The organism is Agreia pratensis (assembly GCF_900177685.1).
Classification (GTDB): domain Bacteria; phylum Actinomycetota; class Actinomycetes; order Actinomycetales; family Microbacteriaceae; genus Agreia; species Agreia pratensis.
Genome location: NZ_FXAY01000005.1, coordinates 151,092 through 168,278 on the forward strand (window position 1 = coordinate 151,092; position 17,187 = coordinate 168,278).

The following is a 17,187-nucleotide window of genomic DNA, read 5'->3' on the forward strand; positions in this document are numbered from 1 at the left end:
GAATTGGTCTGACATAGGTACATTTGTTTACGCCTGCATGACACGATTCTGACGTCCCGTTCTCACCGAAAGGCCGTCATGAAAATCCGTCGTTCACCGCTCGCGACCGCGCTCGCCGGCGTCGTTCTCCTCACCGCCACGCTTGCCGGCTGCGCGTCGCCTGCCGCGTCATCCACCCCATCGACCGACGACGCGTCGAGCACGGGCACCTACGCCGTCGACGACAACACGCTGGTGTTCGGCGTCGTTCCCGATTCGGTCGACACCCAGACCAACTACCAGCCCCTCATGGACTACATCGCCCAGGAGACGGGCAAGAAGGTCGAGTACCACGAGTCCACCGACTACGCCGCACTGATCGAAGCCGCCATCGCCGGCCAGATCGACGTCGCCAGCTTCTCGGGCTTCACCTACGTCACCGCCTCGAACAACGGCGCGAAACTGACCCCGATCTCGTCGATCGTCACCAAAGAGGGCCAGGAGCCCGGCTACTACTCGCAGGCGATCGTGCCCAAGGGCAGCTCCATCACAGACCTCGCCGGGTTCAAGGGCAAGAAGGTCTGCTTCGTCGACCCGTCGTCGACCTCGGGCTATCTGTTCCCGAGCTACAACCTGCTCGAGGCCGGCGTCGACCCCGAGAAAGACGTCACCCCGGTCTTCGCCGGCAAGCACGATGTGAGCGTCACCAAGGTGGGCGAAGGCACTGAGTGCGACGCCGGTTTCGCCGAAGACAGCGAGGTCGCGAAGTCCGACAAGGTGACCGTCATCGCCCAGACGATGGTGCCCGGAGCTCCAATCGTGATGTCGAGCACGCTCCCCACCGATGTGCAGTCGAAGCTCACGAAGACGCTCTCTGACGTCACCATCGACCAGATCATCAAGTCAGGCGTCAGCTCGGCCGACTCCGACGGTTTCCGCAGCGTGTTCTACGAGACCAAGCCGGTCGACGACGCGTACTACGACACCATCCGCGACATCTGCGACAAGACCAAAGCAAAACAGTGCCAGAGCTGACCGAGCGCGCCGCCTGAGCCCACCACCCGCTGACGAACCCGATCCGGAGACTGCAATGACGAATCCCCAGACACCGACCGACACAGTGATCACGCTGTCGAGCGTCACGAAGCGCTTCGGCGCGACGACCGCTCTCAACGGCGTATCCATCGAGGTCGAGCGCGGCGAGATCGTCGTCCTCCTGGGACTCTCCGGATCGGGCAAGTCGACCCTCCTGCGCCACGTAGACGGGCTCGAGCAGCCCACCGACGGCAGCATCAAGGTGCTCGGAGAGAATGTTGCCGGGCTCTCCGGTCGCCCCTTGCGCACGCTTCGCAGCAAGGTCGGCTTCATCTTCCAGCAGTTCGAGCTCGTGCCCTCCCTCTCGGTGCTCGAGAACGTGCTCACCGGGGCGCTCGCCACGTTGCGCGGCCCTCGGCTCGGCCTCTGGTCATATGGCCGCGCCAACAAACTTGCCGCACTCGGCCACCTCGACCGGGTCGGTCTGCTCGACCGCGCCTACCAGCGCGCCGACACCCTCTCCGGCGGGCAGCAACAGAGGGTTGCCATCGCGCGTGCTCTGATGCAGAACCCCGAGATCCTGCTCGCCGACGAACCGGTCGCGTCGCTCGACCCGGAATCGAGCGACCAGGTCATGGCCCTCATCCGCGAGATCGCCCTCGATCGCGGCCTCACCGTGCTCTGCAGCCTGCACCAGGTCGATCTCGCCCTCTCGTGGGCCGACCGCATCGTGGGTCTTCGACACGGCGAGGTCGTGCTCGACACCCCCACCGTCGGCCTGACGAAGGCTCAGGTGATGGAGATCTACGGCCGCGTCGCCACCACCACCAGCGAGCTGCAGGCCATCGAGGCAGAGCTGCTCGTCGGCAGCATCCCGGACTCGGCGCGATGAGTACCGCCACCCGCACTTCTGCGGTCAGGCGTGCCGGCAGCCGCTCCGGAGCGCGCGAGCCGAGCGGCCCCCAGACTCCTCCGGGCAGCGCCGCCGTGCGGGCTCCGCGCCGCCGCATCTCACCCGAGCGAGTCGCCGCCGCACTGACGCTCGTCGCCCTTCTCGCCGCCTCGATCGTCGCGCTGAACAGCATCGGCATCGACCCCGCGAAAATGGCGCGCAGCTGGTCGAACGCGGAGCGCTTCTTCGGTCGAGTCGGCGCCATCACGTTTCCCGAACCCGGCGAGCTGCTCTACTTCACGGCCCTCACCGTGGGACTCGTGATCTGCGGCACCCTGCTCGCCGCGGTCATCTCGGTTCCCGTCGCCTACCTCGCCGCATCGAACACCACCCCCGGCAACGGATGGCGGGCCTTCGCCCGGTTCTTCGGCGTACTCACCCGCTCCATCCCCGACGTGGTCTTCGCCATGGTCTTTGTGCTGATCTTCTCGCTCGGTGCGCTGCCCGGGATCCTGGCCATCGGCATCCATTCGATCGGCATGATCTCGAAGATGTTCGCCGACGCCATCGAACAGATCGACGAGGGCCCACGCCTCGCCATCCGCGCCGGCGGAGGAAGCAAGCTTCAGGAATTCACCGCCGGGGTGCTGCCCCAGGTGATGCCTTCGTGGGTGGCCACCGTGCTGCACCGCAACGACATCAACCTCCGTGGATCGGTGATCCTCGGATACATCGGCGTCGTCGGCCTCGGCATGCAGATGTCGTTCGCGTTCAAGTCGCTCGACTACGGCCTCGGTCTCGGCTACGCCGTGGTGATCTTCGTGCTCTGCGTGGCGATGGAGGTCGTCTCCAGTGCCGTGCGCGCCGCCATGCTCGGCATCCAGCCGACCGGCCGCGGCCTCGGCGACCGGATGCTTCGGGGGCTCCGGCGCATCCGGCCCGGTTCTGAACGGCTCGGCGTTCAGGCCGCTGCCGCCTCCCCCGCCGCGATGCTTCGCCGTCCGTGGAACGGCGAGCGGGTACGCAACACCGTCTGGGGGTGGATAGCGGCGGCCGTCGTCGTCGGCAGCATCCTGATCTGCGACATCCAGTGGGGCGACTTCATCACCGTGTGGGCGAAGGTTCCGGAGATCGCCGCCCAGTTCTGGCCGCCCTCGTTCGGCAGCTACGACGCCTCGGCGATGTTCGAGGCCATGGGCGAGACCATCTCCATCGCGCTCGCCGCTACCTTGCTGACCGTGATCGTGTCGATCGTCGTGGGCTCGCTCGCCGCACGAAACGTCGCCCCCACCCGCGGAGTGCGGGCAGGCATGCGGCTGCTGCTCGTGGTGGTGCGAGGCATCCCCGAGATCATCCTCGCCATCGTGCTCATCGTGATCTCAGGCCTCGGCACCCAGGCCGGCACGATCGCCCTGGCCATCGGCGGCGTCGGCCTGCTCGGCAAGCTGCTCGCCGACTCCTTCGAAGAGGTCAAGGCGGGCCCCGAGCGCGCGCTCACCGCGGCGGGCGCATCGCGGCTGCAGGTCTATGCCGGAGCCACCGTGCCGCAGGGGCTGCGCGCCATGATCGGCCACACCTTCTACATGATCGACTGCAACATCCGTTCCGCCACCCTTCTCGGCATCGTGGGCGCCGGCGGCGTCGGCTACTACCTGCTCAACGCCAGTCAGGGCTCTCACTACGGCATCGTAACGGCGATCGTGCTGATGATCCTCGTGACCGTACTGCTCGTCGAGGGCCTCGCCATCTGGATGCGACGGGTCTTCCGATGAGCGCGATCGAACGATTCGACGTGGTCGTCGTCGGGTCGGGCATCGTCGGTCTCGGAGCAGCCCTCGCCGCGGTCGATCGCGGATGCTCGGTGCTGGTCATCGACCGCGCGTCCGAGATCGCCGGCGCGAGCGTCCGCAACTTCGGCCACCTCTGCTTCACCCCGCAGTCGGGCCTCGCGCGTGACTACGCGATGGCCTCACGAGAGATCTGGCTGCGCCTGGCGCACGACGCCGGATTCTGGATCGACGACGCCGGCACCCTCGTGGTCGCCCGGCACGACGACGAGCTGCAGCTGCTTCGCGAACTCGCCGCCCAGCGCCTACCGCGATCACCCGGAGCTGCCGTGGAGGTCGAGCTCCTCACCGCCGACGAGATCGAGACGCTCGCGGCCCTGCCCGCCGGCACCGCGGTGGGAGGGGCGCGGCTGCCCCTCGACCTGCAGGTCGATCCGAGGTTCGCCGCCGCGGCGATTCGCGACCACCTGCTGGGTCGCGGTGTCGAGTTCCGGATGCGCACGGCCGCCGGCCGCATCGCGAGCGGGCGGGTCGACACCAGCCGTGGCCCGGTCGACGCCGGAACCATCGTCGTGGCGGTCAACCACGACATCGATCAGCTGTTCCCCGTGATGGCCGAGCGATACGGCGTCGTACGCTGCGGACTCGACATGATGCGCGTCACCGCCGATCTGCCGAGGCCACTCACCGGCCCGCTGCTCACCGGATGGTCGCTCATTCGCTACAGCGCCTTCACGAGCATGGCAGCTTCGTCCGACGTGCGCGATCGGCTCACGGCCGAGCGACCCGAACTGGCCGCGCTCGACCTCAACCAGATGTACACGCAGCGACCCGACGGCTCACTCATTGTCGGCGACAGCCATTGGAAGGGCGAGTCCGTCTCGCCGTTCCAGCCAGAAGACGCGGCTCGCGCGCTCCTCGACGAATTCGAGTCGCTGTTCCAGCACCGGGCCGACGTCGTCGAACGCTGGCAGGGCGTGTACGCCACGGCTGGCGAGGAATTCCTCATCGAGGAGATCGAACCCGATGTGCTCGTCACCGTCGTGACCACCGGCATCGGCATGACCACCGGACTCGGCCTGGCCGAGAAGGTCGTCGGCGCACACCTCGACACCCACTCCCGCACCCTGACAGAAAGCACGATGCTATGACCATCACCACTCCCGCTGCCTCCGCTGGGTCCTCTGCCACGACCGTTCCTGTCGAGCTCGTCGTGCTCGACATGGCCGGCACCACCGTCGTCGACGACGGCATCGTGGAGCAGGCCTTCGAACGCGCCGCACGCCGCACCGGCCTCGATTCGGTGCGCCCGCTCGAGCAATCGCTTCAGTACGTGCGCGACACCATGGGCCAGTCGAAGATCGAGGTGTTCCGTCACCTGACCGATGGCGATGACGAGGCAGCGCACGCCGCCAACAACGCGTTCGAAGATGCCTACGCAGAACTCATCGACGAGATCGGAGTCGACCCGATCACCGGCGCGGCCGACGCGATCGACGCGCTCCGAGCATCCGGAATCAAGGTCGCGCTCACCACCGGATTCTCGCCCATCACCCGCGACGCCGTTCTCGCCCGCCTCGGATGGCAGGTCGACGCCGCTCTGTCTCCCGCCGACGCCGGCCGCGGTCGTCCGGCACCCGACCTCGTTCTCGCCGCCATCGTGGCGACAGGCGCGAACTCCGTCGCATCCGTCGTGGTCGTCGGCGACACGATGAGCGACATGCTCTCGGGGCGCAACGCCGGCGCGGGGCTCGTCGTGGGCGTCATCACCGGAGCCCACAGCCGCGAGCAGCTCGAGGCCGCGGGGGCCGACATCGTGCTCGACAGCGTGCGCGACCTCGCCGGCCTGCCCCAGTTTGCTTCGCGGTGACCCTCGTTCACGACGCCGCATCGACAGCGGCTGCGCGCGACTGCGTCGTCAGGATGAAGCTCGACCCCGCACCCACCGCGATGGTCTGGGTGCAGCCCGGCCAGAAGCACGAGCCCATCGCGGTGCCGACGGTCTCGCTGGCTGTCGGCGACGCCCTCGTCGCCATCGAGCTCGCGACCATCTGCGGCTCTGACGTGCACACCACGCAGGGGCATCGCAGCGCCCCGACACCCCTGGTGCTCGGGCATGAACAGGTCGGCCGTGTGGTCGCCGTCGGGGCCGGGGCCGTCACCTCGACCGGCGCGCCGCTCGAGGTGGGCGAGCGGGTGGTGTGGTCGCTGACCATCGGATGCGACACCTGCGACACGTGCATTCGCGGACTCCCACAGAAGTGCGAGACGGTGAAGAAATACGGCCACGAACGGCTCGAGGCAGGCTGGGAACTCAGCGGAGGCTTCGCCTCCCATGCGCACGTTCGCCGCGGCACAGCCATCGTTCCCGTCTCGCGTTCGCTGCCCGCGGCGACTCTGGCGCCGGTGTCATGCGGCACCGCGACGGCCGTCGCCGCACTCGACGCGGCATCCGTCGTGACGCCGCTCGACGGCGCCGTCGTCATCGTGTTCGGCGCCGGCCTCATCGGTCTCACCGCGTGCGCGATCGCCAACGACCGAGGAGCCCGCGTGATCGTGGTCGACCCCGCTCGGGGCCGCCGATCTCTCGCCGCTCGGTTCGGTGCGGCCGCCACCGCAGATCCCACTCTCGAAGCTGGCGAGCCGGGGTCTCTTGAGACCGCGCTCGACGAGATCGGGACGCGTCCGCTCGTGGCGATCGAGGCATCCGGATCGGTTCTCGCCGTCGCTTCGGCGATCGATTCACTCGGTATCGGCGGGGTCGCCGTGCTGGTCGGAAGCGTCTCGCCTTCGGCGGCCGTGCCACTCGACCCGGAGGCCATCGTGCGGCGACTGATCACGCTTCGCGGTGTGCACAACTACGCGCCGCGGCACTTGGAAGAAGCCGCGCGCTTCGTGGAGAAGCGGCACGACGTGTACCCCTTCGCCGAACTCGTGGGAGCGACGGTCGCACTCGGCGACCTCGACGACGGAATCGAGGCGGCGGCGGGCGGCGGTGCCGTGCGCATCGGGGTGGCACCCGGCCTCGACCCGGTGAAGCCCGTCACTCAGACCGGTTAGGCGCCGATAGAACCGATCGCGCGAATGAAGTGGCTGCCCTCTCGGGCACGGCCCGACGCAGAGACGGTGAAGCGGATAATGTCGCTGCGGTAGCGGTCATCCGACGCTTCGAAGATGCGACCGTCGGGCCCCCGGGTGACACGATGAAGGCGCAGGATCGGCGTGCCGACCTCGACATCGAGGAGCCGACTGTCGAGCTCGTCGGCGGCGACGGCGTCGATCTCGTGGTCGACATCGTGATAGCCGAAGCCCCGCTCGTTCAGGTACTCGGTGATCGACACAGTGTCGAGGTCGACATCGAAGAGAACCCGCCCCACCTCCTCGATGAACGTCAGGCGCTCGAGCATGGTCGGCCGACCGTCGAGCAGACGCAACCGCACCACATCGACGATCGGGGCGCCTTTCTCTACTCCGAGCGCTCGGGCCTTCTCCTCGTCTGCGCGACGCAGCGAGACCTCTTGGGTCTGAGCACCGGGCTCGGTGCCCATCTGCTGTGCCCATCGCGTGAATGGAATCGACACGTCGGCCGCCTGCTGCGCCTTGCGCTCGGCGACTCGTGCGGGCCGACCACGGCGGGTCTCGATGAGCCCCTCATTTCTGAGAGCCGCGAGGGCGTTGCGAATCGGCCCTCGCGAGCTGCGCCAGAGATCGGCGAGCTCTCCCTCGCTCGGCACGTCGTCACCCGGAGACAGCTCACCGCTCACGATCTTGCGGCGGAGGTCATCGGCAATCTCGACGTACAACATGGCGGACACGTAGGCATACTAGTTGGCGCGCGCGGCGCGCGGACGAACACCGCACGCACCCGCCGCGCGAGCCGCCGCTCGGGCCGCCGCTCTAATTCAGGAGAAGTGGCCGGAATCGGGCTGTTTCGCGCGCCGACCGTCGGTTTTTCCTGCATTGGGTAGCCGCCGGTTCATGTGACGCGCAGCGTGCTCGTTCTCATTCCGATCCGTCGGCAGCCTGAATCAGGTAGTCCACGGCGGTGAGAAGGTTGTGCAGCGCCTGGCGCTCGACCGAATCTTCGGGCAGTTTCTGAATGTCGTAGCTCGCAGCACTCGCGGCTTTTCGGGCTTCTGAGAGTGCTGCCTGGGTTTCGAGGTCGGCCATGATCTGCTCCTTCACGTCGGTGTCGTGCAGTCGTTCAGCCGCGCTGCACGGTTGTGTGTCGATCCTCATGCACCAGGCGCGTGTTTGTCTAAGACTCTTGTCGAGGATCACGAGCGGAGCCATATCGAGCGCGCAGGTCGAGTCGGTCAATGGAATCCTCAACGCCGACCAGTGTTATCCGGGGCTTGCCTTGCCGTGTTTCCAGTAGCCCTGGAACTTCACATCCGACTTCGGCATGCCACGCTCATTGACGAGAAACCGCCTCGCCCCCGTCGCCAGACCGCTTTCGCCGGCCAGGTAGGCATACGACGGGTTCTCGGCGGGAAGTTGTGCCTCGATGAGCGCCTCAAGTGCCAGCCTTCCCGGAATCGCATGGTCGTTCTCACGCGGAAGCCAGTGCATGTCGACCCCATCCGGAACCGTGATCTCACGGATGTCCGCCGCGTGCGGGACTTCGAGGAACACCTGAGCGCGCAGATCTGCCGGAGAACCCTCAAGAATCGACAAGATCGCCGGCATTGCGCTCTCGTCTCCGACGAGAAGCTGCCACCCATCCACGGCGGGCGGGTTGTATGTCGTGCCCTCATCGAAGATGCCCACCGGGTCGCCCGGCTGAGCACGCACCGCCCAACCGGATGCCGGAGACGAATCGCCGTGAGCGACGAACTCGATGTCGAGCTCGTTGGATTCAGGCCGGAACGAACGTGCCGTGTAGATGCGGCAGTGCGGCCTCGTCGGCGCGGCCATCAGCAAATATTGCGCGAGCCACCCATCGTTGCCCCAGGTCGGCATACGCAGCACGTCTTGGCCGGGCCTACGGAAGAAGAAACGGAAGAACTGATCGGCACCCTGATACTCGAAGTGCTCTAGTTCCGGGCCGCCGATCGTGATCCCGACCATGCTTTCGCTGAGCCGTTGCACGCGATGCACCTCCGCCGTGAGCATGCGCCGACTTGTCGGCACCAGCCGCGACGGACTTTTGCGCTTGCGCGAGGACGCGGTCTCGGCGTGCAGTTCACTCATGTGCTCTCCCATGGTCGTGGCGACGCCACCGTGCTCGGTTCGATATCTGTGGCACCCGTCATTGCTCGAACATCTGTCGTGTAATTAGGTTAGCCACACCTAACCTACACCGCCGAGCCGATACCCGTTGGGGGTATCTGCGCGAACACTCATGCAGTGAGGCGGCCACAACAGTCAGACGAGAGCACGATCGGCCTGGCCGGTGCTTTCGACGTTTGTCGTGTGGCGGCATCCGGGCTCGCGAGTAACGTCGCGAGAGCGCGCACGTACTTGCCACTCTCTCAGAACGGAGCCATCGTGAGCCTGCCCAGCGACCCCAATCAAGACGGATTCGAGTTCGCCGGCGAACCGGCCGACGCCGACCCGTCCGAAGCGATCCTCAGCGAGCTCGACGACAGCTCAGAAGATGACGAGGCATCGACTCTCGATGGTGATGCCACCGAGTGAGCCTGCCGGGCGCACCGTCCATGTGAGCCTGCTGCTGCTCTCGTTCGGTTCCGGCGCGGCCGACGCGTTCGCGTTCCTCGCCCTCGGCGGCATCTTCACCGCCAACATGACCGGCAACCTGATTCTGAGCGGCATGTTCTCGAGGCCCGAGTTTCTGCAGACCTTCATCGGCTCCGTCACGGCGATCCTGGCCTTCGCAGCCTTTCTCTACCTCGGATTCCGGCTGACGAGCGCGCATCGCGCTCCCACGAACTCGCCTCGCGCCACGACGTGGACGCATCTCTTGATCGGCTCGATCGTGCTGCAGGCGATCGTCGTTTTGGTCTGGGTCTTCGGATGGGCCTCGGCCCCGAACGGCCAGATTCTCGCAGTGGCGCTCGCCTCTGCGGCGCTGGCCCTGCAGACGGTCGCGGCCCGACGCCTGTCGGATCGCTCGGGCGTCACGACCACCTATGTCACCGGCACGCTGACGAGCACGATGGAATCTCTCGCGGAACGAAGCTCGACGGGGCAGGTCATCCGTGTCGTCAGCATTCTCATGCTGCCGCTGGGGGCGGTCTGCGAAACCGTGGTCATCGCATCCGCCAAGTGGGCCGGACCCATACTGCCTTTGGCGGTGGCTCTCGCGGCGGCGGCCGCTGTCGTCATTGCCGGGCGGGTGCGCTCGGAGTAGGCAGACACGGCTCAGCCGTCACGGATAGAAGAATCTGATGTCGTCGATCTCGGGCGCAGGGCCTCCTCTGGTCACAATGCCAGACGCGAACCGTCAGACTCTCAGTGCGGCCTCGTGCCCACGGAAGGAATTGCTATGAGCATGGAGAGCGCTGCCTGGAGCTCGCTGTACAAGATCTCGAGCGCCAGAGACGGCAAGCACGGCTTCTCCCGTGAGTCGGTGCGGCGCATCCTGGCCTTCGCGGTGCCCTACCGGGCCAAGCTGGTGATCTTCATCGCCCTCTCTGTCGTGGGGGCCTTCCTCGCGGTCGCGACGCCGGTGCTCGCCGGCCAGGTGGTCAACGTCATCGTCGCCCGGGGCGCGGTCAACACGATCGTGTGGCTCGCCGTCGTCATCGCCCTCGTGGCCGTGGCCGACGCCGCAGTGTCACTCGTGACGCGCTGGTACTCGGCGCGCATCGGCGAGGGCGTGATCCTCGATCTGCGCACCGCCGTCTTCAACCACGTGCAGAAGATGCCGATCGCGTTCTTCACCCGCACACGCACCGGCGCCCTCGTGAGCCGCCTCAACAACGATGTCATCGGCGCGCAACAGGCCTTCAGCGGCACGCTCTCTGGTGTGGTCACGAACATCGTGGCGCTGATCCTCACCCTGATCGTTATGCTCAGCACCTCCTGGCTCGTGACGATTCTCGCCGTGATCATGCTGCCCCTCTTCTTGATACCCGCGCGCCGCATGGGCAGCCGGCTCGCCGCCCTGCGCCGCGAGGCCGCCGACCACAACGCCGCCATGAGCACGCAGATGACCGAGCGCTTCTCAGCTCCCGGCGCCACCCTCGTCAAACTGTTCGGCCGACCCGACGACGAGGCCGAGGAGTTTCGCGTGCGCGCCGCCCGCGTGCGAGACATCGGAGTGCGCTCCGCGATGCTGCAGTTCGTCTTCGTCACCGCTCTGACGCTCGTCTCCGCCCTCGCCCTCGCGCTCGTCTACGGGCTCGGCGGCTTTCTCGCACTCGCCGGCCAGCTCGACACCGGCGACGTGGTGACCCTGGCGCTCCTGCTCACCCGCCTCTACGTTCCACTGACCGGCCTCGCGAGCGCCCGAGTCGAGATCATGAGCGCGGTGGTCAGCTTCGAGCGCGTCTTCGAGGTGCTCGACCTCGAACCGCTCATCCAGGAGAAGCCCGACGCCGCATCCGTGCCCGAGGGCCCCGTGTCTGTGGAGTTCGACGATGTGCGCTTCGCCTACCCGTCTGCAGACAAGGTGTCTCTCGCCTCCCTCGAAGAGGTCTCCACGCTCGACACCCGCGGCGGCGAGGAGGTGCTGCACGGCGTCTCCTTCAGAATCGAGCCGGGCCAGACCGTCGCCCTCGTCGGCACATCGGGTGCCGGCAAGTCCACGATCGCGCAGCTGCTCTCGCGCCTCTACGACGTCGACAGCGGCGCCGTGCGCCTCGCGGGGCTGGATGTGCGCGATGTCACCTTCGCCTCCATGCGGCACACCCTCGGCATGGTGACCCAAGACGGCCACCTCTTTCACGAGACCATCCTTTCCAATCTGCGTCTCGCGAGGCCGGATGCATCCACCGACGACGTGTGGGACGCCGTGCGTCGCGCGCGGCTCGAGCCGCTCATCCGGTCGCTGCCCGACCAGCTCGACACCATGGTCGGCGAGCGCGGCTACCGACTGTCTGGCGGTGAACGCCAGAGGATGACCATCGCGAGGCTCCTTCTCGCACAGCCACGCGTCGTGATCCTCGACGAGGCCACGGCCGCGCTCGACTCGACCTCTGAGGCCGCCGTGCAGGCGGCGCTCAGCGAGGCGCTCGAGGGGCGCACCGCGATGGTGATCGCGCACCGCCTCTCCACCATCCGCAGCGCAGACCTGATTCTCGTGGTCGAAGATGGCTCGATCGTGGAGCGGGGCACGCACGAGGAGCTGCTGGCTGCGGGTGGGCGGTACGAGGAGCTGCACCGCACCCAATTCGCGGTGCAGAAGAATGTTGCGGCAGACGAGGAAGCGGCGAGCGCGCCCTAGTCGTTGCGGGCGTCGCCACTTCGGAGGTCAGCCATGAGGTGACCGACCGACGTACGGGTCGCTCCGACGGGGGCGTACCCTGCAAGTCATGGACGATCCCCGGCCGCTTCCCGCCATCGGAGCGCCGGCAGCTCGTGCGCTGGCCGAGGTAGGGGTGCGGAACCTCGATGACCTGGAGAATGCCGATCTCGCATTTCTCGCGACACTTCATGGAGTCGGGCCAAAAGCCATTGCAGTCTTGAGAGCCGAGTTGGAGAGCTGACTCGGGCGCCCCGTGGCTTGCTCATAATGCCGCACACCCCGCACGCCTGAACGCGCCACAATACGTACATGACAAAGAACGCGAAGGCTCTGAACAAGCTGTTGTCGGCTCTAGAGAAGCACTCCCTTGTGGCCAACGCCGACAAGAGCTCCATGAGGCAAATCGAACGCGCCACGTCGCGCGTGCGGGAGGCGGCCAGCCTTTACTTGTCCTCCCTACCCGCCAAGAAGGCCATGCCTAACCCGTTCCTCGACGTACTGGATGATCGGCTCGACGATGACACTCGCGCGACGCTGGCCGCTGAATGGAACGAAACCATTCAGAAGGTTCGGGAGAAGCCGGAGAAGTAGATTCTTGATCGTCGCATCTCGGATGCGGCGGGGTGACCCCACGAGGGCTCGTCACGCGGCTGCACCCGCTCGTAGGCTGGCGATGATCGCACCACCGGAGGGGAAAGAGGTCTGTGATGTCGGATCAGCCAGCAGCAGTGGAGTTCGCCGGGGTCGGCAACGTCTTCTACTTCGTCGACGACCTCGATGCGGCGATCGAGTGGTACTCCGCGCGACTCCGACGTGAGCCGGTCGTGCGGGGCGGAGCACTCGTGGCCTTCGACCTCGACGGCACCAGGCTGACGCTGCATCAGAAAGACGAACTCAATTCTCCTGGTCCGGCCGGAACCAGTCCCTACTGGACCGTCTCCGACGTCGACGCCTTCGTCGAGGAGTGGACCGCCCACGGCGCGGTGGCACATCGAGGGCCGAAAACAGTGTTCACAGGTGAGCGCCTGTGCCAAATGCTCGATCCTTTCGGCAACCTCTTCTCTGTGAGAGAGGCCGCGCCGAAAGACTGATGGCGAGGCACATCGTGCGCATCCGGTTCTAACCGACGGAGCGGCGGGCAATCAGCCACGTGCCATCCGTCTTACGCAGCGACTGCGAGATGCTGGCGACGGCGCGCACCTCGCCGTCAGCACCTATCAGGGTGAGGGTGGAGTGGGCATTTGCATTCGTGTCGTCACTCGACGTGACGACGACATCGCTCGTGACATGCCGCGTGCCGACAGGTTCAGCCGCCCAGATGCCACCAATCGCCGACCGAACTGCGTCGCGGCCGGAGGCATCACCCTGAGTTCCATCGAGCACCATGTCGGGCGTCGTGAGTGCGAGATACCCGTCGACGTCGCGTGCCGTCGCGAGCTCGTCCGCTCGACGAATCACCGCGACGATCTGCTGCTGATCAGCGTCGGACAGCGCGCTCACGTCGCGGGCCTCAGCCATGCATTGATCTGCGCCACCTTGTCGGGAGAGAACACTCGCTTCGGAACCACGCCGTGCACCGTCTTCGCGGGTACCGATGAGTATGCCGACCCCGTCTGGTTGGCGAACTGGGTGACCCGAAAGCTCACCGCGAGGCTGCACAGAGCGTAGGCCTCACTCTCACTGATTCCCGCTGCTACGTGAAGCCACGCGATGAGGCCGCGCAGGCACTGCACAAGCGCGTCGTCGAGGGTGTCGCTGAACCCGAATCCGATCCACTCCGTCTCTGTCTCAACCAACGGCCCAGACAAGGGAACGTCTTTGCGGAGGTCGTAGCGAATCACGAGTTCTTCGGCGGCCGTCTCGATCGCCGTCTGGTCGACGACGCCGTCGCCCTGAACGGCATGGATGTCTCCAAACCAGACCCGTCCACCCGGTTTGAACACGGGAAGGAAGACCGAGGTGCCGGCCGTGAGCGCGTTCAGCACGAGGTTTCCGCCATACGGTCCAGACAGGATGGCGCTCGTCGCGTTCTCGCCAGACGGCTCGGTGCCGATGACTCCCACGAAGGGGTTCAGATCGAACTCGACACCGGGGACGAATTCGGCGCGCCGACGGTCGTCGTCGAAGCGGAAGTAGTGCAGATAGGGCTCGGAGAAATCATGGGGTAGCGCTCCAACGCCGAGAGGGAAGCTGTTCCAGCCCCAATCCAGAGTCCTCAGCGTCTCGATGCTGCACTCGATGACATCGCCAGGCTCGGCTCCGATCACCTCGACGGGGCCGAGCATCGAGTAAGGGCCCTGCGGATACTTGTGGCGCAGCGGCTCCCGCTCGGCGAACGTCATGCCGAACACGGCCTCGTTTCCCCAATGAGTCCAGGTGTTGGGAAAGGACACACGGTCTCCCGAGGCGATCGACACGACCGGCGGGGCCGTCGGGTCGAGATAACCGGATCGGATGGTGTCAGTGGTCGATTCAACGACGTGCGGCTCAGGCATTGCTCCCCATTCAGCTCGGTAGTGCCATCTTGCTCGACGCAGCGGGCCGCCGGATGCGTCAATTGTCGCGATCTCACGCTCGCACCGCTTAAACGGATCCCCAGCTTCGCTCCCGCCTTGAAGACGCTGAATGCCCGCCGCTAAAGCCGCCGTCAGGCATCCGGCACCACGTCGACGACCGTACGATCAACTTGCTCAGACGATCGTCTAATGAGATCGCCGGGGCGTACATCATTCACCGCGTCACGACTCACTGAACGGAACCCGATGAGCACCACACCCATCCACTGGACCGGCGGCACCCCCACCGAGGCAGTCGATCTGCTTTCGGGCGAGGGCGGCATCGCCGTCGTCGCCACCAAGGTCGGCTACATCATTATGACGAGCGACAAAGAGGGCCTCGAGCGCAAGTTCGACGCCAAGGAGCGCAACCGCAACAAACCGGGCGTCGTGCTTGTGAGCTCGCTCGAGATGCTGCGCAAGCTGGCGCAGCTCACCCCCGAGATCGACTCGCTCTATGAGCGATGCTGGAACGAGGACGTGCTGCTGGGGTGCATCCTGCCCTGGAGCGAGGACGGCAGGGCATCGCTGCCCGCCGATGGTTCAGACGAACTCATGATGGATACCCGTGGCACGTCGTGCTTCGTCATCAAGTTCGGACTTCCGGCCGAGAACACGGCCCGCGAACTCTACGAGAAGCACGGCAAGATCGCTTTCGCCAGCTCCGCGAACCCCTCCGGCAAGGGCAACCGGGGCCTCGTCGAAGGCATCGGCGAGCGCATCTTCGAAGCCGCCGACGTGATCATCGAGGCCGACGACTACGTCGCGTCGATCCAGCCAGACAAGGATGCCGACAGTCGCTACGAGCAGGGCGTCATGGTGTCGATGGTCGACGTATTCGGCACCCTCGTTCCCGAACAGAACGGGCAGCGATCGATCACTCCCGCTCCGACGCTCATTCGCAAGGGACTGGCCGTCGACCGCATCATGTCGCTGCTGGCCGACACGTTCTCGAGCTGGGACTACCGCCAGGGCGAGTACTACTAAGCCGAGATCGGTAGAGAGGTGTCGACCGGGTGCGCGCCTGGCCGGCACCTCTCGTTCCCCTATTCGGTTGGTTTTGGCTATTGACCTTAGCCAAACAGGAATGCATACTAGCCATATGACAACTTCCTCCCCCACTCGCTACATCGTCCGGCCCGAAGGCCGCATCGCCTACGACGTTCAGGGCGCCGGCCCCCTCGTCGTCCTGGTTCCCGGCATGGGCGACCTGCGCGCCACCTACCGCTACCTGGCCCCCGAGCTCGTCGCTGCCGGGTACACCGTCGCCACCACCGACCTTCGCGGCCACGGAGACAGCGACATCACCTTCTCGTCTTACGGCGACCCCGAGACCGCTGGTGACATCGACGCCCTCATCGACGAACTGGGCAGAAAGGCCGTCATCGGTGGCAATTCGCTCGCCGCCGGCGCCGCAGTCATCGTCGCCGCAGGGCACCCCGAGAAGGTCTCCGGCCTGGTGCTGTTCGGTCCGTTCGTTCGCAATCCACAAGCCTCGGGGTTCGAGACCTGGATGTTCCGCACGATGATGGCCCCGCTGTGGGTGACCACCATGTGGAAGGCCTATATGCCCACGCTCTACAAGGGCAAGAAGCCCGCCGACTTCGAGCAGTACCGCGCGAGCGTGGTCGCGAGCCTCAAGCGCCCCGGATACGGCAAGGCGTTCTCGCTCACGACCAGGCAGACCGACCACGCCCCCGCAGAGGCCAGCCTCGGCAAGGTCGCGGCTCCGGCCATCGTCATCATGGGCGACAGCGATCCCGACTTCAAAGACCCGGCCGGCGAAGCCACCTGGATCGGCGAGAAGCTGCACGCAGACGTCGTCATGGTGCCCGAGGCCGGGCACTACCCGCAGTCGCAGCGTCCCGAGATCACCACGCCCGCGGTTCTGGACTTCCTCTCCACAGTGGCTCCCGTTGCCTAGGGCGGGCCTCAGCCGCGACGTCGTCGTCGAAACGGCCGCGATCATGGCGGATGAGGTGGGGCTCAACTCCCTGACACTCGCCGCCCTGGCCGAACGACTCGGCGTCAAGCAACCCTCGCTCTACAAGCATCTCGACTCGCTGGCGGGCCTGCACCGAAGCGTCTCTCTGCTCGCCAAGCGCGAACTCGGGGAGGCGATCTCGCGCGCCGCCATCGGTCGCTCCGGCTCCGACGCCATCTTCGCCATGTCGCACGCGTACCGCAACTGGGCGATCCAGCACCCCGGCAGGTACGACGTCACGCAGAGCCCTGTGGCGCCGCGAGATGTCGAGGACGAGGCCACCATGATGTCTGCCGTACAGGTCATCGCCGACGTGCTCACCGCGTATCGGCTCGAGGGTGATGACTCCGTGGATGCGATCCGCGCCTTCCGCTCGCTTCTCCACGGATTCGTGTCGCTCGAGACCACGGGCGGATTCGCCCTCGAGGCAGACATCGACCGCAGCTTCGAGCGGCTGATCCGCGGCTTCACGGTTGCGCTTGACCATTGGAAGGACCCGGTCGACGGTGCCCAGAGCTAGCAAGCTGTGACACCGGCGTGCTACTAAACATGTGCGTCCGTAGCCCTCAGCAACGCGATGTGGT

Annotated in this window: 20 protein-coding genes; 15 read left to right on the plus strand and 5 right to left on the minus strand. The window is 66.2% G+C overall.

All coding sequences use genetic code 11. From position 1 onward, the window contains the following. The first annotated feature begins 78 nt into the window (after window positions 1-78). Genes B9Y86_RS14435 through B9Y86_RS14460 form a run of 6 tightly spaced genes read left to right on the plus strand, consistent with a single transcriptional unit; the run spans window position 79 to window position 6,753 of the window. Window positions 79-1,014, plus strand: coding sequence for a phosphate/phosphite/phosphonate ABC transporter substrate-binding protein (locus B9Y86_RS14435; protein WP_085487326.1), 936 nt, complete (start codon window positions 79-81; stop codon window positions 1,012-1,014). Window positions 1,015-1,069: 55 nt separating this feature from the next. Continuing rightward, window positions 1,070-1,906 carry a phosphonate ABC transporter ATP-binding protein gene (gene phnC / locus B9Y86_RS14440; RefSeq protein ID WP_085487328.1) on the plus strand — a complete coding sequence of 279 codons (837 nt, stop codon included), beginning with the start codon at window positions 1,070-1,072 and terminating at the stop codon, window positions 1,904-1,906. Further along, window positions 1,903-3,678 carry a PhnE/PtxC family ABC transporter permease gene (locus B9Y86_RS14445; protein WP_085487330.1) on the plus strand — a complete coding sequence of 592 codons (1,776 nt, stop codon included), beginning with the start codon at window positions 1,903-1,905 and terminating at the stop codon, window positions 3,676-3,678. The genes phnC and B9Y86_RS14445 overlap by 4 nt, the downstream gene beginning before the upstream one ends. Continuing rightward, window positions 3,675-4,844, plus strand: a complete 1,170-nt coding sequence (locus B9Y86_RS14450; RefSeq protein ID WP_085487332.1) for a TIGR03364 family FAD-dependent oxidoreductase — start codon at window positions 3,675-3,677, stop codon at window positions 4,842-4,844. The genes B9Y86_RS14445 and B9Y86_RS14450 overlap by 4 nt, the downstream gene beginning before the upstream one ends. After that, a complete protein-coding gene (locus B9Y86_RS14455; RefSeq protein WP_085487334.1) occupies window positions 4,841-5,563 on the plus strand; it encodes a phosphonatase-like hydrolase in 723 nt (240 codons plus the stop codon). Before B9Y86_RS14450 ends, B9Y86_RS14455 begins: the two co-directional genes overlap by 4 nt. Beyond that, window positions 5,560-6,753 (plus strand): zinc-binding dehydrogenase, encoded by a 1,194-nt coding sequence (locus B9Y86_RS14460; RefSeq protein ID WP_244894776.1) that lies wholly within the window; start codon window positions 5,560-5,562, stop codon window positions 6,751-6,753. Before B9Y86_RS14455 ends, B9Y86_RS14460 begins: the two co-directional genes overlap by 4 nt. Here B9Y86_RS14460 and B9Y86_RS14465 read toward each other — a convergent pair. The 3 genes from B9Y86_RS14465 to B9Y86_RS14475 form a co-directional block, all read right to left on the minus strand. After that, on the minus strand, window positions 6,750-7,499 hold the full coding sequence (locus tag B9Y86_RS14465; protein ID WP_244894786.1) for a GntR family transcriptional regulator: 750 nt from the start codon (window positions 7,497-7,499) through the stop codon (window positions 6,750-6,752). The genes B9Y86_RS14460 and B9Y86_RS14465 overlap by 4 nt on opposite strands. Window positions 7,500-7,695: 196 nt before the next feature. Beyond that, window positions 7,696-7,974 (minus strand): hypothetical protein, encoded by a 279-nt coding sequence (locus tag B9Y86_RS14470; protein WP_139824922.1) that lies wholly within the window; start codon window positions 7,972-7,974, stop codon window positions 7,696-7,698. A 63-nt stretch (window positions 7,975-8,037) separates the two neighbouring features. After that, a complete protein-coding gene (locus tag B9Y86_RS14475) occupies window positions 8,038-8,886 on the minus strand; it encodes a siderophore-interacting protein (protein WP_217809213.1) in 849 nt (282 codons plus the stop codon). A 156-nt stretch (window positions 8,887-9,042) separates the two neighbouring features. Here B9Y86_RS14475 and B9Y86_RS14480 point away from each other — a divergent pair, with 156 nt between their 5' ends. The 6 genes from B9Y86_RS14480 (at window position 9,043) to B9Y86_RS14505 (ending at window position 13,155) form a co-directional block, all read left to right on the plus strand. Continuing rightward, window positions 9,043-9,333: a hypothetical protein gene (locus B9Y86_RS14480; protein ID WP_139824923.1), complete on the plus strand. Its 291-nt coding sequence runs from the start codon at window positions 9,043-9,045 to the stop codon at window positions 9,331-9,333. Further along, window positions 9,320-10,006, plus strand: a complete 687-nt coding sequence (locus B9Y86_RS14485) for a DUF1275 family protein (RefSeq protein ID WP_176223374.1) — start codon at window positions 9,320-9,322, stop codon at window positions 10,004-10,006. Before B9Y86_RS14480 ends, B9Y86_RS14485 begins: the two co-directional genes overlap by 14 nt. A gap of 135 nt (window positions 10,007-10,141) precedes the next feature. Then, window positions 10,142-12,043, plus strand: coding sequence for an ABC transporter ATP-binding protein (locus tag B9Y86_RS14490; protein ID WP_085487342.1), 1,902 nt, complete (start codon window positions 10,142-10,144; stop codon window positions 12,041-12,043). Between the two features lie 88 nt (window positions 12,044-12,131). Further along, the gene (locus tag B9Y86_RS14495) at window positions 12,132-12,305 is read left to right on the plus strand and encodes a helix-hairpin-helix domain-containing protein (RefSeq protein ID WP_085487344.1); all 174 of its coding nucleotides are present in this window, start codon (window positions 12,132-12,134) and stop codon (window positions 12,303-12,305) included. Window positions 12,306-12,373: 68 nt separating this feature from the next. After that, a complete protein-coding gene (locus B9Y86_RS14500) occupies window positions 12,374-12,655 on the plus strand; it encodes a hypothetical protein (RefSeq protein ID WP_085487346.1) in 282 nt (93 codons plus the stop codon). Between the two features lie 116 nt (window positions 12,656-12,771). Continuing rightward, window positions 12,772-13,155 carry a VOC family protein gene (locus B9Y86_RS14505; protein WP_139824924.1) on the plus strand — a complete coding sequence of 128 codons (384 nt, stop codon included), beginning with the start codon at window positions 12,772-12,774 and terminating at the stop codon, window positions 13,153-13,155. A 28-nt stretch (window positions 13,156-13,183) separates the two neighbouring features. Here B9Y86_RS14505 and B9Y86_RS14510 read toward each other — a convergent pair whose 3' ends face one another. Together B9Y86_RS14510 and B9Y86_RS14515 are read right to left on the minus strand one after the other, a co-directional pair. Then, window positions 13,184-13,582: a YybH family protein gene (locus B9Y86_RS14510; protein ID WP_085487350.1), complete on the minus strand. Its 399-nt coding sequence runs from the start codon at window positions 13,580-13,582 to the stop codon at window positions 13,184-13,186. After that, window positions 13,561-14,559, minus strand: coding sequence for an acetamidase/formamidase family protein (locus B9Y86_RS14515; protein ID WP_085487352.1), 999 nt, complete (start codon window positions 14,557-14,559; stop codon window positions 13,561-13,563). The genes B9Y86_RS14510 and B9Y86_RS14515 overlap by 22 nt, the downstream gene beginning before the upstream one ends. 267 nt (window positions 14,560-14,826) lie before the next feature. Here B9Y86_RS14515 and B9Y86_RS14520 point away from each other — a divergent pair, with 267 nt between their 5' ends. The 3 genes from B9Y86_RS14520 (at window position 14,827) to B9Y86_RS14530 (ending at window position 17,123) form a co-directional block, all read left to right on the plus strand. Next, complete coding sequence (locus tag B9Y86_RS14520) at window positions 14,827-15,606, plus strand: L-threonylcarbamoyladenylate synthase (protein ID WP_085487354.1); 780 nt, start codon at window positions 14,827-14,829, stop codon at window positions 15,604-15,606. 115 nt (window positions 15,607-15,721) lie between these two features. After that, window positions 15,722-16,543 carry an alpha/beta fold hydrolase gene (locus tag B9Y86_RS14525; protein ID WP_085487356.1) on the plus strand — a complete coding sequence of 274 codons (822 nt, stop codon included), beginning with the start codon at window positions 15,722-15,724 and terminating at the stop codon, window positions 16,541-16,543. Then, a complete protein-coding gene (locus tag B9Y86_RS14530; protein ID WP_085487358.1) occupies window positions 16,536-17,123 on the plus strand; it encodes a TetR/AcrR family transcriptional regulator in 588 nt (195 codons plus the stop codon). The genes B9Y86_RS14525 and B9Y86_RS14530 overlap by 8 nt, the downstream gene beginning before the upstream one ends. The last annotated feature ends 64 nt before the right edge of the window (window positions 17,124-17,187 follow it).